This is a genomic window from Endozoicomonas sp. ALD068, assembly GCF_049310145.1.
GTDB lineage: Bacteria > Pseudomonadota > Gammaproteobacteria > Pseudomonadales > Endozoicomonadaceae > Endozoicomonas_A.
In genome coordinates, this window is the sequence record NZ_JBLYNU010000004.1 from 5,501,518 (window position 1) to 5,526,478 (window position 24,961).

Annotated in this window: 16 protein-coding genes; 5 read left to right on the forward strand and 11 right to left on the reverse strand. The window is 46.3% G+C overall.

Going from position 1 to position 24,961, the window contains the following annotated elements; all coding sequences use genetic code 11:
• The first annotated feature begins 155 nt into the window (after positions 1-155).
• On the forward strand, positions 156-1,358 hold the full coding sequence (locus tag ACO6V5_RS20365) for a hypothetical protein (RefSeq protein WP_422135950.1): 1,203 nt from the start codon (positions 156-158) through the stop codon (positions 1,356-1,358).
• Positions 1,359-1,840: 482 nt separating this feature from the next.
• A complete protein-coding gene (locus ACO6V5_RS20370) occupies positions 1,841-3,040 on the forward strand; it encodes a hypothetical protein (RefSeq protein WP_422135949.1) in 1,200 nt (399 codons plus the stop codon).
• Between the two features lie 51 nt (positions 3,041-3,091).
• On the opposite strand, the gene ACO6V5_RS20375 is transcribed toward ACO6V5_RS20370, so the two are convergent.
• Both ACO6V5_RS20375 and ACO6V5_RS20380 read right to left on the reverse strand, forming a co-directional pair.
• Positions 3,092-4,597: a hypothetical protein gene (locus ACO6V5_RS20375; protein WP_422139321.1), complete on the reverse strand. Its 1,506-nt coding sequence runs from the start codon at positions 4,595-4,597 to the stop codon at positions 3,092-3,094.
• A gap of 243 nt (positions 4,598-4,840) precedes the next feature.
• Entirely contained in the window at positions 4,841-6,490 is a 1,650-nt protein-coding gene (locus ACO6V5_RS20380; RefSeq protein WP_422135947.1) for an F-box/WD repeat-containing protein, read from the reverse strand.
• Positions 6,491-6,941: 451 nt separating this feature from the next.
• Between ACO6V5_RS20380 and ACO6V5_RS20385 the strand changes: the two genes are divergently transcribed.
• Positions 6,942-7,454, forward strand: a complete 513-nt coding sequence (locus tag ACO6V5_RS20385; RefSeq protein ID WP_422492147.1) for a hypothetical protein — start codon at positions 6,942-6,944, stop codon at positions 7,452-7,454.
• Positions 7,455-7,487: 33 nt separating this feature from the next.
• Here ACO6V5_RS20385 and ACO6V5_RS20390 read toward each other — a convergent pair whose 3' ends face one another.
• From ACO6V5_RS20390 to ACO6V5_RS20415, 6 genes are all read right to left on the reverse strand, one after another.
• Positions 7,488-9,143, reverse strand: a complete 1,656-nt coding sequence (locus ACO6V5_RS20390) for an F-box/WD repeat-containing protein (RefSeq protein WP_422139319.1) — start codon at positions 9,141-9,143, stop codon at positions 7,488-7,490.
• 162 nt (positions 9,144-9,305) lie between these two features.
• Positions 9,306-11,015 carry an F-box/WD repeat-containing protein gene (locus ACO6V5_RS20395; RefSeq protein WP_422409871.1) on the reverse strand — a complete coding sequence of 570 codons (1,710 nt, stop codon included), beginning with the start codon at positions 11,013-11,015 and terminating at the stop codon, positions 9,306-9,308.
• A gap of 174 nt (positions 11,016-11,189) precedes the next feature.
• Positions 11,190-12,761 carry an F-box/WD repeat-containing protein gene (locus ACO6V5_RS20400; protein WP_422409869.1) on the reverse strand — a complete coding sequence of 524 codons (1,572 nt, stop codon included), beginning with the start codon at positions 12,759-12,761 and terminating at the stop codon, positions 11,190-11,192.
• Positions 12,762-12,934: 173 nt separating this feature from the next.
• On the reverse strand, positions 12,935-14,641 hold the full coding sequence (locus tag ACO6V5_RS20405) for an F-box/WD repeat-containing protein (RefSeq protein ID WP_422135942.1): 1,707 nt from the start codon (positions 14,639-14,641) through the stop codon (positions 12,935-12,937).
• Between the two features lie 176 nt (positions 14,642-14,817).
• Positions 14,818-16,521, reverse strand: coding sequence for an F-box/WD repeat-containing protein (locus ACO6V5_RS20410; protein ID WP_422409866.1), 1,704 nt, complete (start codon positions 16,519-16,521; stop codon positions 14,818-14,820).
• Positions 16,522-16,683: 162 nt separating this feature from the next.
• Complete coding sequence (locus tag ACO6V5_RS20415) at positions 16,684-18,387, reverse strand: F-box/WD repeat-containing protein (protein ID WP_422409864.1); 1,704 nt, start codon at positions 18,385-18,387, stop codon at positions 16,684-16,686.
• A 330-nt stretch (positions 18,388-18,717) separates the two neighbouring features.
• Between ACO6V5_RS20415 and ACO6V5_RS20420 the strand changes: the two genes are divergently transcribed.
• The gene (locus ACO6V5_RS20420) at positions 18,718-18,972 is read left to right on the forward strand and encodes a type II toxin-antitoxin system RelE family toxin (protein WP_422135939.1); all 255 of its coding nucleotides are present in this window, start codon (positions 18,718-18,720) and stop codon (positions 18,970-18,972) included.
• The gene (locus ACO6V5_RS20425; protein ID WP_422135938.1) at positions 18,956-19,282 is read left to right on the forward strand and encodes a helix-turn-helix domain-containing protein; all 327 of its coding nucleotides are present in this window, start codon (positions 18,956-18,958) and stop codon (positions 19,280-19,282) included. The genes ACO6V5_RS20420 and ACO6V5_RS20425 overlap by 17 nt, the downstream gene beginning before the upstream one ends.
• A 134-nt stretch (positions 19,283-19,416) precedes the next feature.
• Here the strand turns inward: ACO6V5_RS20425 and ACO6V5_RS20430 are convergent, their stop codons facing one another.
• From ACO6V5_RS20430 to ACO6V5_RS20440, 3 genes are all read right to left on the reverse strand, one after another.
• The gene (locus tag ACO6V5_RS20430; protein WP_422135937.1) at positions 19,417-21,120 is read right to left on the reverse strand and encodes an F-box/WD repeat-containing protein; all 1,704 of its coding nucleotides are present in this window, start codon (positions 21,118-21,120) and stop codon (positions 19,417-19,419) included.
• Between the two features lie 160 nt (positions 21,121-21,280).
• Complete coding sequence (locus ACO6V5_RS20435) at positions 21,281-22,987, reverse strand: F-box-like domain-containing protein (protein ID WP_422135936.1); 1,707 nt, start codon at positions 22,985-22,987, stop codon at positions 21,281-21,283.
• A gap of 192 nt (positions 22,988-23,179) precedes the next feature.
• Positions 23,180-24,850: an F-box/WD repeat-containing protein gene (locus ACO6V5_RS20440; RefSeq protein WP_422409861.1), complete on the reverse strand. Its 1,671-nt coding sequence runs from the start codon at positions 24,848-24,850 to the stop codon at positions 23,180-23,182.
• Positions 24,851-24,961 lie beyond the last annotated feature (111 nt).

Genomic DNA, 24,961 nt, shown 5'->3' on the forward strand with positions numbered 1-24,961 from the left:
CAAATGGTCTGTTTATATTTTTTACCTGAATGCCCGTATTCATGACTTGGGTGCAATTCCGTACATTAAAAATGCCACACTTTCCCGGGAACATTTTATTTTCTGCCATGTCTAAATTACGTGTCCTGAATTATCCAGCTTTCGAAGGTGAAAAATTGAAAAAGACATGGAAACCATCCGGTATAAGAAAATATCTGGTGGGTTCGCTGTTCTGCTTTGTTTCAAGCGCTATTGCCAGTTCTGAACCGAGTATTGACGCTGTGCTTGCGGAATTGAATTCAAGGACAGAACCTGTGAACTATCAAAAAGTCAGGCGTCTGGCTGGCGGGCGCGGCCCCATTTACTCCATTGATCAGTACCCTGGTTATATTCTGAAAATCGACCGGGGAAATTTAGGTCGAGTGCTCTCTGCCAGGTCATTTTTTGAGGCTTTTGGCTTGAAACACCTGTTTGTTCCACAAATGCTCCCAATGATCGTAGGTGGTCAGCCGATGCTGCTTACAGAGCGGGTCAACATACCAACAGATAGTTTTGCAAACTATATGGAGTACAGTCTGAACCGCAAAGGTTATAGTGATGCTATTAAGGATCTGACGGCGCTGGCCTGCATGAGGGGTATTCCTGACTTTACCATTAATGGAATGCTGACAGGAGAGCGTATTCGTTACGATAATATTCCTCCTTTTCAAACAGTGGATAACAATGGCAATACTCAATACAAGGTCGCTATGATTGACCTTGATTATTACGATGACACTGTACCCGTCCGCCGCCCCCCTGCATTAGAGACTGTTCGCGAAGTTGCGGAAGCTTTTCCCTGGGCTTTGGACGATATTCTGGAAATCGCTTCCTATCATCAAAGCTGCTTACTGACAGGTGATGAGATCCGTTGGTTGCGTGATTTCGCTTATCAGCAGTCAATCAGAAGGTACACAATGTATGAAGAATATCATGATTATCTGTTAGCCAAAGGCATTAATCCGATGTCAGCTTCCGTGCACCTGGATACACTCTATCAGGAACCCGGGGCGTTCAAACTGACATTGAGGCACGACTATGATCCAGAGGTTTTTAATCTGGCAGAGGCTGTTTACAATACAGCGAAAGAGAAAATGCGAGTTAAGAAAAAACAGAATGTTAAAGGCTATGCTGCCCGTATCAGCTACGTGAACAGTTGTGCCCTTGAATACCTGAGATATATTCAACAGCAGTATATAGATGCCTATATGGATTACAATAAGGGTATTGAACAAGGTAATGAATTATTGTTGAAAGCAGTTGCTTTATTAGAAGAAAACAAACTGATTTACAGAGCATCTGTTGATCGGAATCGAATGGATATGCTGATTTATTTTTGAGTCGGTTTTATAACGGAGGTTCATAACATTAAGGCCAGCGAAACTGACGAAAAAACAGATTCCAGATTCGTGAAAATGATAGAAAGGTATTTTTTCATTAAGATCGTGAAAATATTTGCATACCCTCAGGGTTTCAAATCGTCTATTTATATTTTTTACCTGAATGCCCGTATTCATGACTTGGGTGCAATTCCGTACATTAAAAATGCCGCACTTTCCCGGGAATATTTTATTTTCTGCCATGTCTAGGAGGCTGACCGAGAATAGACTGCCCTACTGCGGCGGCAGCAAATTGGTCTGAAAATCCGCTTTTGTTCGTCAAATAGCTCGCTATTCTCCTCACAAAACCGAATTTTCATCCTCAATTTTCTGCCGTCCTCGCTACGGGCGCTATTCTCGGTCAGCCTCCTAGTCTGCGTGTCCTGAACTATCTTTGTCCTGAATTATCCTTTCTGAATTATCCAGCTTTCGAAGGTGAAAAATTGAAAAAGACATGGAAACCATCCGGTATAAGAAAATATCTGGTCGGCTCGCTGTTCTGCTTTGTTTCAAGCGCTATTGCCAGTTCTGAACCAAGTATTGACGCTGTGCTTGCGGAATTGAACTCAAGGACAGAACCTGTGAACTATCAAAAAGACAGGCGCAAGGTTGGCGGATACGACCTCATTTACTCCATTGATCAGTACCCTGGTTATATTCTGAAAACCGACCAGAGAAATTCAGGTCGAGTGCTCTCTGCCCGGACATTTTTTGAGGCTTTTGGCCTGGAACACCTGTTTGTTCCAAAAATGCTCCCAGTGATCATAGGTGGTCTGGCGATGTTGCTTACAGAGCGGGTCAATATACCAACAGATTGGTTTGCACACTATATGGAGTACAGCCTGAATCGCAAAGGTTATCGTGATGCTATTAAAGATCTGACGACGCTGGCCTGCCTGAGGGGAATTCCTGACTTTACCATTGGTGGAACGCTGACAGGAGAGCGTATTCGTTACGATAATATTCCTCCCTTTCAAGCAGTGGATAACAATGGCAATACTCAATACAAGGTCGGTATGATTGACCTTGATCATTACTCTGACACTGTACCCGACCACCGCACTGCATTAGAGATTGTTCGCGATGTCGTACAAGCTTTTCCCTGGGCTTTGGACGATATTCTGGACATCGCTTCCTATCATCGAAGCTGCTTTCTGACAGGTGATAATATCAGTTGGTTGCGTGATTTCGCTTATCAGCAGTCAATCAGAAGGTACAAAATGTATGAAGGATATCATGATTATCTGTTAGCCAAAGGCATTAATCCGATGTCAGCTTCCGTGCACCCGGATACACTCTATCAGGAACCCGGGGGGTTCAAACTGACATTGAGATACGACTATGATCCAGTGGTTCCTAATCTGGCAGAGGTTATTTACAACACAGCGAAAGACAAAATGCGAGTTAAGAAAAAACAGAATGTTAAAGGCTATGCTGCCCGTATCAGCTACGTGGATAGTTATGACCTTGATTACCTGACACATATTAAGCAGCAGTATTTAAATACACATATGGATATTAAAAAGGCTGTTGAACAAGGTCATGCATTATTCTTGAAAGCTGTTGCTTTATTAGAGGAAAACAAACTGATTTACAGAGCATCTATTGATCGGGATCGAATGGATATCCTTATTTATTTTTGAGTGTAAACTCTCGGCGACCAGCAATTGAATATTTACTTTTCTCATAGACAGTCACTCCCTGCCTGCACTGAAACCCGCAGGTGCTTTCTCCAGCTGAGGTTGCTGAGTTGTTGGCGAGAGTGAACTGTCATTGCTGGAATTGTCATCGTTTTCAGCAAAGAGGGTTTTCCGGATAATCGCTTCTGCTTTTTCCCGGATAAATGATTCGGTTTGATTGTTCTTTTTTAACCAATCCGTGAAGTCACGTTCGAACGCTTGCCATTGCGAGCCAAGCAGTTGTTGCAACGAGACTCTGCTGGCCAGGCTTTTCGTGAGAGAACTTTTCCTGGGGTTATAAGCTAAGCTCGCACAAGCCGTTCTCCAAGGGCCCATCAAAGAACCATATTGCTCATTTCCCGGAATTGCACAAAACTTTTTCACTGCATTCAACATTCCCCAAAATAGATCCTCTTTTTTATAGGGCTCAGCGATTGGGATTTTTCCTTTGGCAAGAACATCGGAGAGACTGATATCACCGGAACTCCAATTGATTACAGAACCTTGTTGTAAAAGATCAAAGTCACTATTTACTATTCGACCAGGGGTAATAATGTGTATATTTTTTTCCTGCTCACCATCGGGATTTTGGAAAGTCATGATCACATCTTTTTTATCATCACTGTTGATTTTGAATACCTTAACAGACTTATAGGGAAAAAAGTCCGGCTGCTGTTCAGAGAAATACTCGCTGACGTGGCCCGGATTAAGCTGCTGAGAGCTGACTAACACCACATCTCTGTCGTTGTTTGCTTCCATCAGCACCAGAATTCTCAGCGCCTGAGCAAGAAAATATTTAGCATGACCATAGACAAAATAAAATACGCTCTGGTCATTCCCATCACTGCTTTTGCTCAGTGGATTAGCGCAATACTTACGCAGTAAATCGTCCTTGAATACAGTGTCAGGGTATGTATTTTCCATCAGGTATAAACGCTGACAGCTAAAACCCATATCAATCTCTTCTATTCCATGACGGCCTTTTTTACTATATTCTCCGCTTTTGAGTTCATATTCACTAACACCCACAGTTTTGCTGGCAAATTCACCATGGCTGTTTGCCAAGGGCGCTATCAAACCACTCGGGCCATGCAAGATAAAATCGGCCTCATGCAGCAATTGACGGACTTCCTCTTCCTGATGCACTTTGTCTAACTGCTGCTGTTCAGGTGGCCGGTATATTTGTCGACGGCGACCATCCAGAATGAAGGTTTTAACGTCGTCAAAGGTGGCAATGGATCTTAATCGATTCAGCTCATCAATGTCAGCGGCATGGTGTTCAAAGACAAATGAGCAAGTTGCTTCAGGAAAGAGTTTCCTGACATATCCCAACTCCCTTACCCCGGATGCAATATCACCATACCCCCTCTCTAAAATGGTATCGCTCATGTACTGCCGGGTAGCAACCACAATTTTGATGGTTCTGTTCTTAAAGCTTGGGCTACCTTTTGATTCAGGCTCATTTAAAAACCTTGTCAGGTCTTTACTAAAAAGTTCTGAATTAAGCTCTGTAACATTCATGTTTTTTCTTGGCTCCTCAATATTTGTATTTTTCTTAGCAGGGCATAACAAAAAATGTATCCAAACCTTTTCAGAAACATCACTCTTTTAACTTGGATTAATAATAAAAATAAATCCCTGACATAAATGACAGCTACAGTGACAATGCTTTAGGCGATTAAGAGGTTACAGGCGTTGCCGAGTTCCAGATGAGATGTTGAACGATTAAGTGATTGCTGCTAGCCGACGACGAACATTCGATCATCAAACGTCCTTCTGTAGTTCAGTGATTCTTGCCGAGTAATCACTGAAGGTCACCACATGTCGGCCATCGACACCGAAGGCGGCTGAGCCGAGACCGATAACACCCCTGTGGGAAATAATAGCTTTTTGAAGCCATGATCCATCGGCCCCAAGACCATAAATTTGCGCCGTTGCGTCCTTACTGGCGGTCACTACAAGACAACCATCGGTACTGAAGGTGGCTGAATAGATCCTGTCTTTGTGAGAAATGGTGGCTTTTTCTACCCATGATCCATCGGTCTCCAGACGATAGATTTTTGCCGTGTTGTTAGTAATGGTGGTCAACAAATGGCGACTATCGGCGCTGAAGATGGCTGAGTGGACCGGGCTCTCGTGAGGAATGATGGCTTTATTTACCCATGATCCGGCCAGCAGACCATAGATTTTCGTCGTTTTATCTTCACTGGCGGTCACCACCTGAGTGCCATCGGTGCTGAACTTGGCTGAATAGACACTGCCATCATGCTGAATCTCGTCTGTTTTTTTCCATGACCCATCGTCCTGCAGGCCATATATTTTTGCCTTGCCATCCCTGCTGGCAGTTACCACATAGCCGCCATCGGCGCTGAATTGGGCCGTCATCACCCAACCATTATGGTTAATGGTGCCTTTTTCGTTCCAGGAGTCATTGGCCTGCTTACCGTAGATTGTCACAGAGTATGTAGAGTAGATCATCAAATGACGGCCATCGATGCTGAAGCTGGCCAGACCGGCTTGAGTATTATGGTTAATAGTGGTCTTTGCTTGCCATGATCCATCGTTCTCCAGTCTATAGATTTTCAACTTTTTATCCAAACCGGAGGTCAACACATGATGGCCATCTGCACAGAAGGTGGCTGAGCAGACCCCATCTTCATGGGAAATTGTGAATTTTAGTTTCCATGATCCATCTTCCTCCATACCATAGATGACCGCATTAACGCGACTGGCGGTTAGCAGATGGCGGCTATCGGGACTGAAGGTGGCTGATGTGACGTTATGGGAAATGTTGGCTTTAACTTTCCATGATCCATCGTTCTCACGGCTGGAGATTTTCAATATATTATCCAAACAGGCGGTCACCAGGTGGCGGCTATCGGGGCTTAAAGTGGCTTTGTGGATCCAGCTGGAATGGATGATTTCGGTTTTTGTCTCCAGGTTGAATTTTTCACATAGAGACATCAATTTACTATTGGTGAATAGGAACAGAGCAGGGAAATAAGCATTATCTCGTCGTTCTACAAGTGACTCGATAGTTTCATTATTCGCAAACGGTCTCAACCAATCGCGGAGTTCTTGATTCGTTTTTGCCTTAAAGATGGTCTTCAGTTGATCTCTGTGTTGTGAAGGAAATCGACGATACCATGCTCTTTCCAGGGCTTTAGAGTTTTCAACAAAATCGCCAAGATATTTGCATGTCCTCGCCAAACGGGCAATCTCGCGAAGGCTCAGATAGCGAATAATCACAGATTTTGGTTCGTCGGGCAAACGGAGGAATGAAGATTGATTTTGGGTATACAGAGTAACGTCCCTGCCTGCAGTGACACCCGTTGGCACTGCTTCCAGTCGAGGTCGCTTGGGTGTTGGCGAGACTGTACCGTCATCGCTGGAATTGTTGTTCAAAGGGTTCATATCGGGCGGGTTCCTCCAAAGCCCCAAAAATGCAGTAAGTACCTAACCAGTTGGTTTCGCATATTCTGGACGGCGGCTTTTTCCATCCTTCTGCGTTCCAACTCTGGTTGCGTAGCTAAGGCTACGCGCCCGTCGTTGCGCCTTGAAGGATGAGAAAATCCACTCGCCAGAATATGCGAAACCAACTGGCCAGGTACTTATTTATTTCCGTTTTGGAAAGCGCGTTCGAAATTAAATCGATCTCTTAGACTCGGTTTTATAATGGAAGTTCAAAATAATTAAGAGAAAGAAGAGCCCTGATTCGGGTAAAGAATGGAAAGAAATTTTTTCATTGAGAGCCAAGTGCAAAAATTGCCATTGTGCTCTCGATATAACCCAGAACTGAGGGCAGCGTAGCTTTCCCCGTCAAGTGAGTTGTTAGGTGGCGTGGTTATTGGCGGGAGAGTAAGGCTTGGAGCATTTCTTTGATAGCAGCAATATCAGAACCTTGCTGGTCGAGGCGCTTATCTTGCTGCTCAAGGCGCTTATCTTGCTGGTCAAACCGTTCGCTGATTTCTTTGCTCTGCTGGTCAAGGCGCTTATCTTGCTGGTCAAGGCGCTTATCTTGCTGGTCAAACCGTTTGCTGATTTCTTTGCTCTGCTGGTCAAGGCGCTTATCTTGCTGGTCAAGGCGCTTATCTTGCTGGTCAAACCGTTTGCTGATTTCTTTGCTCTGCTGGTCAAACCGTTCGCTGATTTCTTTGCTCTGCTGGTCAAGGCGCTTATCTTGCTGGTCAAATCTCTGGTGCATCTCACCACGGGTTTGACCAAGGCCGTCAACTACGTCAGCCAGAGTGTTACGAATATGATCAATCTCTGTCGACTGAGGTTTGGGTTTCGCACTCATGGGTTACTCCTTGATAAAATGTCAAAGAGGAACAGCATAGCAGAGACTGGCACAAAGACACCTGACACTGTTTTTTAATCTGTTCTAAGCAAAAATACGCTTATTCGATCATCAATCCTTCTTGCGTAGTTCGGTGATTCTTACGCTGATATCTTTACTGACCGTCACCAGGTTTCGGCCATCGGTACTGAATTTGGCTGAGGTGACTGCTTTCTTGTGCCTGATGATGGCTTTTTCCAACCATGATCCATCGGCCTGCAGGCCAAGGACTTTCGCTGTGTTATCATCACTGGTGGTCACCACATGAAGGCAATCGGCGCTGAATTTGGCTGAGTTGACCACCTTCTTATGGGTAATGCAGGCTGTTTCTTCCCATAATCCAGGGGCCTTCCGGGTGTATATTTTTGCGGTCTTATCATCACTGGCAGTCACCACATGGAGGCTATTGGCGCTGAATTCGGCTGAGCGAACGTTACAATCATGAGGAATCGTGGCTATTTCTTTCCACGATCCATCGGTTTGCAGGTCAAAGATTTTTGCCGTGTCATCTAAACTGACGGTTACCAGATGACAGCTATCGGCGCTGAAGTTGGCAGATGTGATTGTGCTCCTGTGTTGAAGGGGGGCTTTTTTTACCCATGATCCATCGTCCCCCCGACCATAAATTTTTAGAGCGTAATCAACACAGATGATCGCCAGATGACGGTCATCGGGACTGAGCCTGGCTAGATAGACATAACTTTCATGAATAGTGTCCTCTACTTCCCATAATCCATCGTCCCCCTGACTACGGATCCTCACCGTGTGATCAAAGCCGACGCTCATCATATGCTGACTATCAGCGCTGAAGGTGGCTGAAAGAATCATATGATCATGGAAAATGATGGTTTTTACCTCCCATGATCCATCGTCCCCCTGACCGTAGATTTTCGCTGTGTGATCATGACTGGCGGTTAGCAGATGGCGGCCATCTGGGCTGAAGGTGGCTGATGCAACCCAATTATCGTGGGTAAAGGTGGCTTTTGGTGCCCATGATTCATCGTCCTGCTGAACATAGATTCTTGCTGTATTATCGTGACTGGCAGTTACCAGATAGCGGCCGTCGGGGCTGAAGTTGGCTAAAACAGCCCTGTGATTATGGAAAAAGGTGGCTTTTGGTTCCCATGATCCATCGGTCTTCTGGCTGCAGATTTTCACTGTTTTATCTTCACTGACGGATGCCAGATGGCGATCATCGGGGCTGAAATTGACCGCTCTGACTTTTTTATCATGGGTCATTTCGATTTTTTCCACTAACTTGAATTTTTTACATTGAGACATCAGTTTACTGTTGATGAAAAGTAACTGAGCAGAAAAATAAATACTCTTTTGTTGTTTTAAGAGTGACTCGACAGTGCCCATATCCGCAAACGCCTCCAACCAATGACGGAGTTGTTGCTCATCTTTTGTCCTGACGATGGTCTTTGGTTGATAATGGTAGGGCGAAGGAAACTTGCGAATCCACGCTCTTTCCAGAACTTTATCCTCTTCAACAAGTATGCAAAGAAATTTGCATACCAGTTTTAAACGGGTAACCTCGCGAAAACCCAAATAGCGAATAATCATCGATTTTGTTTCGTAGGGTAAACAGAGCAATGGCGATTGATTTTGCTTGTATACACTAACCTCTCTGCCTTCACTGACAGCCGTTGATGCTTTCTCAAGTTGAGGTTGTCCATGTGTTGGCGAGGGTAAGTCAATGCCCGAATTGCTGTTAACAGGGTTCATGCCTGTCTCCTTCTAAGCTCCAGAGTTGGTATTTATCTTTATATGAAAAAGACATTCAAAATGGATTCGACTCGGTTTCAGGATGAAAGTTCAAAATATTGGGGTCAGTGAAATCAGGAAAAAGCAGAGCTCTGATCCGGGAAAATTTTTCAAGGTCATGGATCAAAAGAGGAGACAACTAGCCTCAGGCAGTTGCTGGGTTGTGCTCATTCGATCATCGTCTCCCTTCCATAGTTCAGTGATTCTCGCACTGTAATCATTACTGACGGTCACCACATGTCGGTTATCGGGACTGAAGTCGGCTGAGATGAATCCTTTCTCGTGTCGGATGGTGGCTTTTTCCAGCCATGCGCCGTCGTTCTGCAGACCAAAAACTTTCGCCGTACCATCCACACTGGCGGTGACCACAAGACGACCATCGGCACTGAAGGTGGCTGAGAAGACTCTGTGCCTATGGGGAATGCTGGCTTCTTCCTGCCATGATCCGTCGGCCTGGAGACCACTGATTTTTGCCGTATTATCGTCACTGGTGGTCACCACATGGAGGCAATCGGCACTGAAGGTGGCTGAGACGACTCTATTAGTGTGGGAGATACAGGCTTTTTCCTGCCATGATGCGGAGGCCTTCTGGCTATAGATTTTTGCCTTGCCGTCCCAACTGGCGGTCACCACATGGCAGCTATCGGAGCTGAAGGTGGCTGTGATGAGCAAATCATCATGACAAATTGAGGCTGCTTTTTTCCATGATCCATCGGCCTGCAGGTCATAGATATTTGCCGTGCGACCTAAACTGTAGGCTAACAGGTGGCAGCTATCGGCGCTGAAATTGGCGATTTCTGCGATGCCTTGAAGGGTGGCTTTTTCTACCCATGATCCATCGGCCCCCTTGCCATAGATTGTAACAACGTAATTTATATCGAGGATCGCCAGAAGACTCTCATCGACACTGAACCTGACCGAATGGACCAGACTGGAATGATAAACAGTCTCTTCTAATTCCCACGATCCGATGTCCCCCTGACCAAAGAATTTCACCGTGTGATCTGGACCGACAGTCAGCAAACGGCGGCCATCAGCATTGAAGGTGACTGAATTGACATTGAGAACATGAGGAATGGAGGCTTTTGCTTCCCAGGATCCATTGTCTGCCTGACCGTAGATATTGAATGTATGACGGTAACCGTAGGCTATCACGGCTAACACATGACGGCCATCAGAGCTAAAGCTGGCCGACATGACTGCATCGTTATGGGTAATAGCGTTTTTTTCTTCCCAGGTTCCACCATTCTCCTGGCCATAGATTTTCAACTTATGATCCACACTGGCGGTCAACACATGGCGGCTGTCGGCGCTGAAGGTGGCTGTGCTGATACGGTTAGAATGGTTAATTTCGGTTTTTTCCACCAGGCTGAATGCTTTACATTGAGACATCAGTTTACTGTTGGTGAAAAGGAGTTGAGCAGGAAAGTAAGTACTTTCTCGTTGTTTTAAAAGTGACTCGACAGTGTCCTCATCCGCAAACGGCGCCAGCCAGTCACGAAGTTGTTGCTCATCTTTTCTCGTTATCATGGCCTTTAGTTGATATTGGTGTTGTGAAGGAAATCGGCGAAACCAGGCTCTTTCCAGAGCTTTATCGTTTTCAACAAGATCGCGAAGATGCCTGCATACCTTGGCTAAACGGGTAATCTCGCGAAAACCCAGATAGCGAATAATCATTGACTTTGTTTCATAGGGTAAACAGAGCAATGGCGATTGATTTTGGATGTATACACTGACCTCCCTGCCTGCACTGACAACCGTTGATGCTTCCTCAAGTTGAGGCTGTACAGGTGTTGGCGAGTCAATGCCCGAATTGCTGTTAACAGGGCTCATGCCTGGCTCCTTCAAAACGCCAAAGTGAGTATTTATCCTTTTGGTATTAAAAAGACATTCAAAATGGATTCAACAGGTTGGACCTGGTTTTAGTATGAAAGTTCACAATATTGGGGTCAGTGAAACCAGGAAAAAGCAGAGCCCTGATCCGGGAAAATTTTTCAAGGACATGGATCAAAAGAGGAGACAACCAACCTGAGGCGGGCGTCGGGTTACACTCATTCGATCATCATCGTCCTTCCACAGCTCAGTGATTCTCGCAATGTAATTATCACTGATGGTCACCACATATCGGTCATCGGGACTGAAGTCGGCTGAGAGGACTCCATTCTTGTGTCGGATGGTAGCTTTTTCCAGCCATGCGCCATCGGTCTGCAGACCAAAAACCTTCGCCGTACCATCCTCACTGGCGGTCACCACAAAACGACCATCGGCACTGAAGGTGACTGAGACGACTCTGCCCTTATGGGGAATACTGGCTTCTTCCTGCCATGATCCGTCAGCCTGGAGACCACTGATTTTTGCCGTATTATCGTCACTGGTGATCACCACATGGAGGCAATCGGCACTAAAGTTGGCTGAGGTGAGCCATCTAAAGTGGGATATACAGGCTGTTTCCTGCCATGATGCAGAGGCCTTCTGGCTATAGATTTTTGCACTGCCATCCCAACTGCTGGTCACCACATGGCAGTTATCGCCGCTGATATCGGCAATTGCGATCTGGAGGTCTTGAATGGCGGCTTTTCCCACCCATGATCCATCGGCCCCCTTGCCGTAGATTGTAATAACGGCATATATATCGTGGATCGCCAGAAGACTCTCATCGACACTGAACCTGGCCGAATTGACCGGACTGGTATGGTAAATAGTATCCTCTAATTCCCATGATCCATTGTCCCCCTGACCAAAGAATTTTACCGTGTGATCTGGACCGACAGTCATCAAACGGCAGCCATCAGCAATGAAGGTGACTGATTTGACATTATTAACATCAGGAATGGTGGCTTTTGCTTCCCAGGATCCATTGTCCGCCTGACTGTAGATAGTGACTGTCTTATCATAACCGGTGGCTAACACATGAAGGCCATCAGAGCTAAAGCTGGCCGACTTGACTGCACCACTATGGGTAATAGTGTTTTTTTCTTCCCAGGTTCCACCATTCTCCTGGCCATAGATTTTCAACTTATGATCCCAACTGGCGGTCACCACATGGCGGCTGTCGGCGCTGAAGGTGGCTGTGCTGATACGGTTAGAATGGTTAATTTCGGCTTTTTCCACCAGGCTGAATGTTTTACATTGAGACATCAGTTTACTGTTGGTGAAAAGGAGCTGAGCAGGAAAGTAAGTACTTTCTCGTTGTTTTAAAAGTAACTCGACAGTGTCCTCATCCGCAAACGGCGCCAGCCAGTCACGGAGTTGTTGCTCATCTTTTCTCGTTATCATGGCCTTTAGTTGATATTGGTGTGGTGAAGGAAACCGGCGAAACCAGGCTCTTTCCAGAGCTTTATCGTTTTCAACAAGATCGCGAAGATGCCTGCATACCTTGGCTAAACGGGTAATCTCGCGAAAACCCAAATAGCGAATAATCATCGACTTTGTGTCATAGGGTAAACAGAGCAATGGCGACTGATTTTTTACGTATACACTGACCTCCCTGCCTGCACTGACAACCGTTGATGCTTCCTCAAGTTGAGGTTGTACAGGTGTTGGCGAGTCAATGCCCGAATTGCTGTTAACAGGGCTCATGCCTGGCTCCTTCAAAACTCCAAAGTTAGTATTTATCCTTTTGTATGAAAAAGGCATTCAAAATGGATTCAACAGGTTGGACTCGGCTATAGAATGAAAGTTCACAATATTGAGGTCAGTGAAACCAGGAAAAAGCAGAACCCTGATCCGGGGAAATTGTTCAAGGTCATGGATCAAACGAAGAGACAACCAACCTCAGGCAGGCGTTGGGTTACGCTCATTCGATCATCATCGTCCTTCCACAGTCCAGTGATTTTCACACTGCAATCAAAACTGATGGTCACCATATGTCGGTCATCGGGACTGAAGATGGCTGACATGACTCCTTTCTCGTGTCGGACGGTGGCTTTTTCCAGCCATAACCCATCGGTCTGCAGACCAAAAACTTTCGCCGTACCATCCCAACTGGGGGTAACCACAAGACGACCATCGGCACTGAAGGTGGCTGGGGGTACCCTGTTCTTATGGCTAATGTTGGCTTCTTCTCGCCATGATCCATTGGCCTGCAGGCCATAGATTTTTGCCGTGTTATCTCTACTGGTGGTCACCACATGGAGGCAATCGGCACTGAAGGTGGCTGAGGTGAGCTCGTCATTGTGGGTAATACAGGCTTTTTCTTGCCATGATGAATCAGCCCTCTTGCTGTAGATTTTCGCCTGATGATCCTTACTGGCAGTGACCACATGGCAGCTATCGGCGCTGAAGGTGGCTGTGTTAACTATAAAATTATGAGAAATCGTGTCTGCTTCTTTCCATGATCCGTCGGCCTGCAGGTTAAAAATATTTACCCTGAAACCTGCTCTGGTTAACAGGTGGCAGTTATTGGCGCTGATATCGAGAATTGCGTACTGGGTGCGTTGAATGGTGGCTTTTTCCACCCATGATCCAGCGGCCCCCTTGCCATAGATTGTAACAACGGAATTTATATCGCGGATCGCCAGAAGACTCTCATCGACACTGAGCCTGGCCGAACTGACTGAACTGGTATGGTAAATAGTATCCTTTAATTCCCATGATCCATTGTCCCTCTGACCAAAGAATTTCACCGTGTGATCTGGACCGACAGTCATCAAACGGCGGCCATCAGCAGTGAAGGTGACTGATCCGATATTATGAACATTGGGAATGGTGGCTTTTGCTTCCCAGTATCCATTGTCCGCCTGACTGTAGATAGTGACTGTCTTATCATAACCGGAACTGGTGGCTAACACATGAAAGCCATCAGAGCTAAAGCTGGCCGACCTGACTGCACCGCTGTGGGTAATAGTGTTTTTTTCTTCCCAGGTTCCACCATTCTCCTGGCCATAGATTTTCAACTTATGATCCCAACTGGCGGTCACTACACGGCGGCTGTCGGCGCTGAAGGTGGCTGTGGTGATAAAGTTAGCATGGGGAATTTTGGCTTTTTCTACCAGCCTGAATTTTTTACATTGAGACATCAGTTTACTGTTGGTGAAAAGGAGTTGAGCAGGAAAGTAAGTACTTTCTCGTTGTTTTAAAAGTGACTCGATAGTTTCCTCATCCGCAAACGGCGCCAGCCAGTCACGAAGTTGTTGCTCATCTTTTCTCGTTATCATGGCCTTTAGTTGATATTGGTGTCGTAGAGGAAACCGGCGAAACCAGGCTCTTTCCAGAGCTTTATCGTTTTCAACAAGATCGCGAAGATGCCTGCATACCTTGGCTAAACGGGTAATCTCGCGAAAACCCAAATAGCGAATAATCATTGACTTTGTTTCATAGGGTAAACAGAGCAATGGCGATTGATTTTGGTGGTATACACTAACTTCCCTGCCTGCACTGACAACCGTTGATGCTTCCTCAAGTTGAGGTTGTACAGGTGTTGGCGAGTCAATGCCCGAATTGCTGTTAACAGGGCTCATGCCTGGCTCCTTCAAAACGCCAAAGTGAGTATTTATCCTTTTTGTATTAAAAAGACATTCAAAATGGATTCAGCAGGTTGGACTCGGTTTCAGGATGAAAGTTCACAATATTGAGGTCAGTGAAGCCAGGAAAAAACAGAGCCCTGGTCCGGGAAATTTTTTTTCAAGGTCATAGATCAAAAGAGGATGCATTCAGCCTGAGACAGGAGGTGGGTTAAGCACATTCGATCATCATCGGCCTTCGATAGTTCAGTGATTCTCGCACTGGCATCAAAACTGACGGTCACCACATGTCGGTCATCGGGACTGAAGTTGGCTGAGATGACTCCTTTATCGTGTCGGATGATGGCTTTTTTCAGCCATGACCCATCGGTCTGCAGACCAAAAACTTTCGCCGTACCATCCGTACTGGCGGTTACCATATGACAACCATCGGCACTGAGGGTGGCTGAGTGGACGCTGTTATTATGGCTAATGCAGGCTTTTTCTTGCCATGATCCATCGGCCTGAAGACTACTGATTCTTGCCGTGTTATCTCTACTGGTGGTCACCACATGAAGGCAATCGGCAGTGAAGGTGGCTGAGGTGATCTCGTTACTGTGGGTGATGCAGCCTTTTTCCTGCCATGATGAATCAGCCCTCTGGCTGTGGATTTTCGCCTTGTGATCCCAACCGGTGGTCACCATATGGCAGCTATCGGCGCTGAAGGTGGCCAGGATGATTATATCATCATGGGAGATCGTGGCTGATTTTTTCCATGATCCATCGGCCTGCAGGTTAAAGATAATTGCCTTGTGATCTGAATCTTTGGTTAACAGGTGGCAGCTATCGGCGCTGATATTGACAATTATGATCGGGTTTTCTTCAATGGTGGCTTTTTCCACCCATGATCCAGAGGCCTCCTTGCCGTAGATTGAAACAACTAATTCTGTATCCTGGATCACCAGAAGACTCTCATTGGCGCTGAACCTGGCCGATTCGATCGGACTGGTATGGCAAATGGTTTCCTCTAATTCCCATGATCCATTGTCTCCCTGAGCAAAGATTTTCACTGTGTGATCTCGACCAACAGTCATCAAACGGCAGCCATCAGCAGTGAAGGTGGCTGATCTGACATTAATAACATCTGGAATGGTGGCTTTTGCTTGCCAGGATCCATTGTCCGCCTGACTGTAGATAGTGAATGCCCTTTCATAACCGGCGGCTAACACATGACGGCCATCAGAGCTAAAGCAGGCCGACCTGACAGGACCATTATGGGTAATAGTGTTTTTTTCTTCCCAGGTTCCATCATTCTCCTGGCCATAGATTTTCAACTTATAATCCCAACTGGCGGTCACCACACGGCGGCTGTCGGCACTGAAGGTGGCTGTCCTGATATAGTCAGCATGGGGAATTTCGGTTTTTTCTACCAGCTTGAATTTTTTACATTGAGACATCAGTTTACTGTTGGTGAAAAGGAGTTGAGCAGGAAAGTAAGTACTTTCTCGTTGTTTTAAAAGTGACTCGATAGTTTCCTCATCCGCAAACGGCGCCAGCCAGTCACGAAGTTGTTGCTCATCTTTTCTCGCTATCATGGCCTTTAGTTGATATTGGTGTTGTGAAGGAAATCGGCGAAACCAGGCTCTTTCCAGAGCTTTATCGTTTTCAACAAGATCGCGAAGATGCCTGCATACCTTGGCTAAACGGGTAATCTCGCGAAAACCCAAATAGCGAATAATCATCGATTTTGTTTCGAAGGGTAAACAGAGCAATGGCGATTGATTTTGCATGTATACACTAACCTCCCTGCCTGCACTGAAAACCGTTGATGCTTCCTCAAGTTGAGGTTGTCCATGAGTTGGCGAGTCAATACCCGAATTGCTGTTAACAGGGCTCATGCTTGGCTCCTTCAAAACTCCAAAGTGGGAATTTATCTTTGTATGAAAAAGACATTCAAAATGGATTCGACTCGGCTTCAGGATGAAAGTTCAAAATATTGGGGTCAGTGAAATCAGGAAAAAGCAGAGCTCTGATCCGGGAAAATTTTTCAAGGTCATGGCTCAAAAGAGGAGACAATCAGCTTCAGGCGGGTGCTGGATTGTGCTCATTTGATCATCATCGTCCTTCCACAGCTCAGTGATTCTCGCAATGTAATTATCAGTGGTGGTCATCACGTGTCGGTCATCGGGACTGAAGTTGACTGACATGAGTCCTCTCTCGTGTCGGATGGTGGCTTTTTCCAGCCATGCGCCATCGGTCTGCAGACCAAAAACTTTCGCCGTACCGTCGGCACTGGCGGTTACCACAAGACGACCATCGGCACTGAAGGTGGCTGAGTAGACGCTGTTCTTATGGCTAATGTTGGCTTCTTCTTGCCATGATCCATTGGCCTGCAGGCCAATGATTTTTGCCGTACCATCCTCACTGGTGGTCACCACATGGAGGCAATCGGCACTGAAGTTGGCTGAGGTGAGTTCGTCCTTGTGGGTAATGCAGGCTGTTTCTTGCCATGATGAATCAGCCCTCCGGCTATAGATTTTCGCCTTGTGATCCCTACTGGCGGCGGTGACCACATGGTAGCTATCGGCGCTGAAGGTGGCTGTGGTGGGTATAAAATCATGAGGAATCGTGTCTGCTTTTTTCCATGATCCATCGGCCTGCAGGTTAAAAATATTTATCTTGACACCTGTTCTGGTTAACAGGTGGCAGTTATCGGCGCTGATATCTTTAATTGCTTCCTGGGTGCCTTGAAGGGTGGCTTTTTCCACCCATGATCCACCGGCCCCCTTGCCATAGATTGTAACAACGGCATTTATATCGTGGATCGCCAGAAGACTCTCATCGACACTGAACCTGGCCGAATTGACCGGACTGGTATGGTAAATAATGTCCTCTAATTCCCATGATCCATTGTCCCCCTGACCAAAGAATTTCACCGTGTGATCTGGAGCGACAGTCATCAAACGGCGGCCATCAGCAGTGAAGGTGGCTGATCTGAAATTAAGAACATTTGGAATGGTGGCTTTTGCTTCCCAGGATCCATTGTCCGCCTGACTGAAGATAGTGAGTGTCTTATCATAACCGGCGGCTAACACATGACGGCCATCAGAGCTAAATGAGGTCGACCTGACTGCACCATTATGGGTAATAGTGTTTTTTTCTTCCCAGGTTCCATCATTCTCCTGGCCATAGATTTTCAACTTATGATCCAAACTGGCGGTCACCACACGCCGACTGTCGGCACTGAAGTTGGCTGTGTTGATAAAGTTAGCATGGGGAATTTCGGCTTTTTCTACCAGCTTGAAATTTTTACATTGAGACATCAGTTTACTGTTGGTGAAAAGGAGCTGAGCAGGAAAGTAAGTACTTTCTCGTTGTTTTAAAAGTGACTCGACAGTGTCCTCATCCGCAAACGGCGCCAACCAGTCACGAAGTTGTTGCTCATCTTTTCTCGTTATCATGGCCATTAGTTGATATCGGTGTTGCGAAGGAAACCGGCGAAACCATGCTCTTTCCAGAGCTTTATCGTACTCAACAAGATCGTAAAGATGCCTGCATACCCTGGCTAAACGGGTAATCTCGCGAAAACCCAAATAGCGAATAATCATCGATTTTGTTTCGTAGGGTAAACAGAGCAATGGCGATTGATTTTGCATGTATACACTAACCTCCCTGCCTGCACTGAAAACCGTTGATGCTTCCTCAAGTTGAGGTTGTCCATGAGTTGGCGAGTCAATACCCGAATTGCTGTTAACAGGGCTCATGCCTGGCTCCTTCAAAACTCCAAAGTTGGTATTTGTCTTTGTATGAAAAAGACATTCAAAATGGATTCGACTCGGTTTTATGCTGAAAGTTCACACTATTGAGGTCAGTGAAACCAGGAAAAAGAGAGCCCTGATCCGTGAAAATTTTTCAAGGTCGTGGGTCAAAAGCAAAAGAGGAGACAACCAGCCTCAGGCAGGTGTTAATCACCTGATGGTACCAGCGTTTGCATGTTCGCTTAGTTCAGGCATAAAAAAACCGCCATTCCGTGGGGCAGAAAAAATGGTGGTTGTTAGACTGTAATTCTAATAAATTAACTTATAATATAAGTCATGAATACTATAAGCTGGTCCAACAAAGCCCGTAAGCAGCTTCTTAAACTGCCTAATAAAGAAGCCAAAAAAATACATGAAGAAGTGTTAGCTCTTGAGTGCTTTCCGGCTTGTCAGAACATAAAGAAACTGACGAACCATGAGTACGAATATCGTTTACGAGTGGGACCTTTCAGAGTCTTTTTCAACTTCGACGGTGCTGTTCGTATCGTCACCATAGAAGAGGTTAAACGTAGAAATGAACATACCTACTGACGTCCAGATCATTACTCATTCCGGTAAACCGGCTTTTGCAGTCGTTCCTTATGACCAATGGCTGCAGCTCACTGGTCAGGCCACTGAAGCCTATTTCCCCCATGAAGTGGTGGGGTTCCAGCTACAGGGTTTGAGCCTGATTACTGCATGGCGCAAGTATAAAAAACTGACCCAGAAACAACTGGCTGACCGGCTCGGTATCAGCCAGTCGGCTATGGCCCAAATTGAGAACACGGAATCGCCAACCGAACGAACCCTGTCCCGTGTGGCGCAAGCTCTGGGTATCACTGTTAAGCAGCTGGAAGACTGAATGCACGAAAAGGACATTCAAAATGGATTCAACAGGTTGGACTCGGTTTTATGCTGAAAGTTCACAATATTGAGGTCAGTGAAACCAGGAAAAAAACAGAGCCCTGATCCGGGAAAATTTTTCAAGGTCATGGGTCAAAAGAGGAGACAGCTAACCTCAGGCAGGCGTTGGGTCAGGCTCATTCGATCATCATCGTCCTTCCACAGTTCAGTGATTCTCGCACTGTAATCATTACTGATGGTCACCACATATCGGTCATCGGGACTGAAGTCGGCTGAGTTGACTGCTTCCTTGTGTCGGATGGTGGCTTTTTCCAGCCATGCCCCATCGGTCTGCAGACCAAAAACTTTTGCCGTACCATCTGCACTGGCGGTAACCACAAGACGACCATCGGCACTGAAGGTGGCTGAGCGGAGTACGTTCTTATGGGTAATGCTGGCTTGTTTTCGCCATGATCCATCGGCCTGCAGGCCACTGATTTTTGCCGTGTTATCTTTACTGATGGTCACCACATGAAGGCAATCGGCACTGAAGGTGGCTGAGAAGACTTCGTCCTTGTGGGTAATGCAGGCTTTTTCTTGCCATGATGAATCGGCTATCCGGCTATAGATTTTCGCCTTGTAATCCCAACTGGAAGTCACCACATGGCAACTATCGGCGCTGAAGGTAGCTGTGGCGAGTGTATAATCATGGGAAATCGTGGCCGCTTTTTTCCATGATCCATCGGCCTGCAGGTTAAAGATATTTGCCTTGTAACCTGAATCTTTGGTTAACAGGTGACGGTTATCGGCGCTGATATCGGCAATTGCGATATGGGTGCCTTGAAGGGTGGCTTTCTCCATCCATTTTCCAGCGGCCCCCTTGGCATAGGTTGTAACAACGAAATGTGTATCGTGGATCGCCAGAAGACTCTCATCGACGCTGAACCTGGCCGATTCGATCGGAGTGGTATGGTAAATGGTGTCCTCTAATTCCCATGATCCATTGTCTCCCTGGCCAAAGATTTTCACCGTGTGATCTGTACCGGCAGTCACTAAACGAAGCCCATCAGCAGTGAAGGTGACTGAACTGATATTACGAACATTGGGAATGGTGGCTTTTGCTTCCCAGGATCCATTGTCTGCCTGACTGTAGATAGTGACTGTGTTTTCATAACCGGTGGCTGACACATGACGGCCATCAGAGCTAAAGCTGGCCGACATGACTGCACCATTATGGGTAATAGTGTTTTTTTCTTCCCAGGTTCCACCATTCTCCTGGCCATAGATTTTCAAATTATTATCCCAACTGGTGGTCACTACACGGCGGCTGTCGGCGGTGAAGGTGGCTGTGTTGATAACTTCAGAATGGGGAATTTCGGCTTTTTCTACCAGTTCGAACTTTTTACATTGAGACTTCAGTTTACTCTTGGTGAAAAGGAACTGAGCAGGAAAGTAAGTACTTTCTCGTTGTTTTAAAAGTGACTCGACAGTGTCCTTATCCACAAACGGCGCCAACCAGTCACGGAGTTGTTGCTCATCTTTTTTCGTTATCATGGCCTTCAGTTGATATTGGTGTTGTGAAGGAAACCGGCGAAACCATGCTCTTTCGAGTGCTTTATCGTACTCAACAAGATCGCGAAGATACCTGCATACTTTGGCTAAACGGGTAACCTCGCGAAAACCCAAATAGCGAATAATCATCGATTTGGTTTCGTAGGGTAAACAGAGGAATGGCGATTGATTTTGGTGGTATACACTAACCTCCCTGCCTGCACTGAAAACCGTTGATGCTTCCTCAAGTTGAGGTTGTCCATGAGTTGGCGAGTCAATACCCGAATTGCTGTTAACAGGGCCCATGCCTGGCTCCTTCAAAACTCCAAAGTGGGAATTTATCTTTGTATGAAAAGACATTCAAAATGCATTTGACTCGGTTTTATGCTGAAAGTTCACACTATTGAGGTCAGTGAAACCAGGAAAAACAGAGCCCTGATCCGGGAAAATTTTTCAAGGTAATGGATCAAAAGAGGAGGCAACTAGCCTCAGACAAGAAGTGGGTTATGCTCATTCGATCATCATCGTCCTTCCGCAGCTCAGTGATTATCGCAGTGTTATCAACACCGAGGGTCATCACATATCGACTATCGGGACTGAATTTGGCTAAGGTGACTCCTTTCTCGTGTCGGATGGTGGCTTTTTCCAGCCATGCGCCTTCGGTCTGCAGACCAAAAACCTTCGCCGTACGATCCTCACTGGCGGTAACCACAAGACGACCATCGGCACTGAATGATGTAGCTGTGTAGAGGATGCTCTTATGGCTAATGTTGGCTTCTTCTCGCCATGATCCATTGGCCTGCAGGCCATAGATTTTTGCCGTGTTATCAGTACTGGTGGTCACCACATGAAGGCAATCGGCACTGAAGGTGGCTGAGAAGACTATGCCCTTGTGGGTAATGCAGGCTGTTTCTTGCCATGATGAATTAGCCTTCCGGCTATAGATTGTCGCCTTGCAATCCCAACCGTTGGTCACCACATGGCAGCTATCGGAGCTGAAGGTGGCTGAGGCGATTGCATCATCATGATAAATCGTGGCTGCTTTTTTCCATGATCCATCGGCCTGCAGGTCATAGATATTTGCCGTGCGATCTGAACTGTAGGTTAACAGGTGGCAGCTATCGGCGCTAATATTGACAATTACGCTCGGGGTGTCTTGAAGGGTGGCTTTTTCCACCCATGACCCATCGGCCCTCTTGCCATAGATTGTAACAACGAAATGTGTATCCTGGATCGCCAGAAGACTCTCATCGACACTGAACCTGGCCGAATTGACCGGACTGGTATGGTAAATAATGTCCTCTAATTCCCATGATCCATTGTCCCCCTGACCAAAGAATTTCACCGTCTGATCTGGAGCGACAGTCATCAAATGGCGGCCATCAGCAGTGAAGGTGATGGATCTGACATTGAGAAGGGGAATGGTGGCTTTTGCTTCCCAAGATCCATTCTCCGCCTGACTGTAAATAGTGACTGTATTATCATAGCTAATGGCTAACACATGAAGGCCATCAGAGCTAAAGCTGGCCGACATGACTGCACCATTATGATGGGTAATAGTGTTTTTTTCTTCCCAGGTTCCACCATTCTCCTGGCCATAGATTTTCAACTTACGATTCGCACTGGCGACCACCACACGACGGCTGACGGCACTGAAGGAGACTCCGTTGATACCGCCAGCACGGGGAATTTTGGCTTTTTCTACCAGCTTGAATTTTTTACATTGAGACGTCAGTTTACTGTTGGTGAAAAGGAGCTGAGCAGGAAAGTAAGTACTTTCTCGTTGTTTTAAAAGTGACTCGACAGTGTCCTCATCCGCAAACGGCGCCAACCAGTCACGGAGTTGTTGTTCATCTTTTTTCGTTATCATGGCCTTTAGTTGATATTGGTGTTGTGAAGGAAACCGCCGAAACCAGGCTCTTTCCAGAGCTTTATCGTTTTCAACAAGATCGCGAAGATGCCTGCATACCTTTACTAAACGGGTAATCTCGCGAAAACCCAAATAGCGAATAATCATCGATTTTGTTTCGTGGGGTAAACAGAGGAATGGCGATTGATTTTGGTTGTATACACTAACCTCCCTGCCTGCACTGAAAACTGTTGATGCTTCCTCAAGTTGAGGTTGTCCATGTGTTGGCGAGTCAATACCCGAATTGCTGTTAACAGGGCTCATGCCTTACTCCTTCAAAACTCCAAAGGTGGTATTTATCCTTGTATGAAAAAGACATTCAAAATGCATTTGACTCAGTTTTAGGATGAAAGTTCACAATATCGAGGTCAGTGAAACCAGGAAAAACAGAGCCCTGATCCGGGAAAATTTTTCAAGGTCATGGGTCAAAAGAGGAGACCACTAATCAGGCAGGCGTCAGGTTACACTCATTCGATCATCATCGTCCTTCCACAGTTCAGTGATTCTCGCACTGTAATCAACACTGACGGTCAGCACGTATCGATCATCGGGACTTAAATTGGCTGAGGTGACTCCTCTTGCGTGCTGGATGGTGGCTTTTTCCAGCCATGACCCATCTGCCTGCAGACCACAAAATTTCGCCGTACCATCCGCACTGGCGGTTAACACATGACAACCATCGGCGCTGAAGCAGGCTGAGGTGACATTGCGCTTATGGATAATGCTGGCTTCTTCCTGCCATGATCCATCGGCCTGAAGACCACTGATTTTTGCCGTATTATCGTGACTGGTGGTCACCACATGGAGGCAATCGGCACTGAAGGTGGCTGAGCTGATGTTTCTAGCGTGGGATATACAGGCTTTTTCCTGCCATGATGAATCGGCCCTACGGCTATAGATTTTCGCCTTGTGATCCCAACTGGCGGTCACCACATGGCAGCTATCGGCGCTGAAGGTGGCTGTGATGATCAAATTATCATGATAAATTGAGGCTGCTTTTTTCCATGATCCATCGGCCTGCAGGTTAAAGATATCTGCCTTGTGACCTGGACTGAAGGTTAACAGATGGCAGCTATCGACGCTGAAATTGGCGATTTCGGTCTGGGGGCCTTGAAGGGTGGCTTTTTCCACCCATGATCCAGCGATCCCCTTGCCATAGATTGTAACAACGAGATGTATATCGTGGATCGCCAGAAGACTCTCATCGTCGTTGAACCTGGCCGAATCGATCGCACTGGTATGGTAAATAGTCTCCTCTAATTCCCATGATCCGTTGTCTCTCTTAACAAAGAATTTCACCGTCTGATCTGGACCGCCAGTTACCAAGCGGCGGCCATCAGCGGTGAAGGTGGCTGAACTGGCATTAAGTACATGGGGAATGGTGGCTTTTGCTTCCCATGATCCATTGTCTGCCTGACCATAGATAGTGAATGTATTATCATAACCGGTAGCCAATACATGACGGCCATCAGAGCTAAAGCTGGCCGACTTGGCTGGACGATCATGGATAATAGTGTTTATTTCTTCCCAGGTTCCACCATTCTTTTGGCCATAGATTTTCAACTTATGATCCAAACTGGCGGTCACCACGCGGAGGCTGTCGGCGCTGAAGGTGGCTGTGTTGAGAGCGTATGCAAGGGGGATTTCCGCTTTTTCTACCAGCTTGAATTTTTTACATTGAGACATCAGTTTACTGTTGGTGAAAAGGAGCTGAGCAGGAAAGTAAGTACTTTCTCGTTGTTTTAAAAGTGACTCGACAGTGTCCTCATCCGCAAACGGCGCCAACCAGTCACGAAGTTGTTGCTCATCTTTTCTCGTTATCATGGCCTTTAGTTGATATTGGTGTTGTGAAGGAAACCGCCGAAACCAGGCTCTTTCCAGACCTTTATCGTTTTCAACAAGATCGCGAAGATGCCTGCATACCTTGGCTAAACGGGTAATCTCGCGAAAACCCAAATAGCAAATAATCATTGACTTTGTTTCGTGGGGTAAACAGAGGAATGGCGATTGATTTTGGTGGTATACACTAACTTCCCTGCCTGCACTGACAACCGTTGATGCTTCCTCAAGTTGAGGTTGTCCATGTGTTGGCGAGTCAATACCCGAATTGCTGTTAACAGGTCCCATGCCTGGCTCCTTCAAAACTCCAAAGTTGGTATTTATCCTTGTATGAAAAAGACATTCAAAATGGATTCGACTCGGTTTTATGCTGAAAGTTCACACTATTGAGGTCAGTGA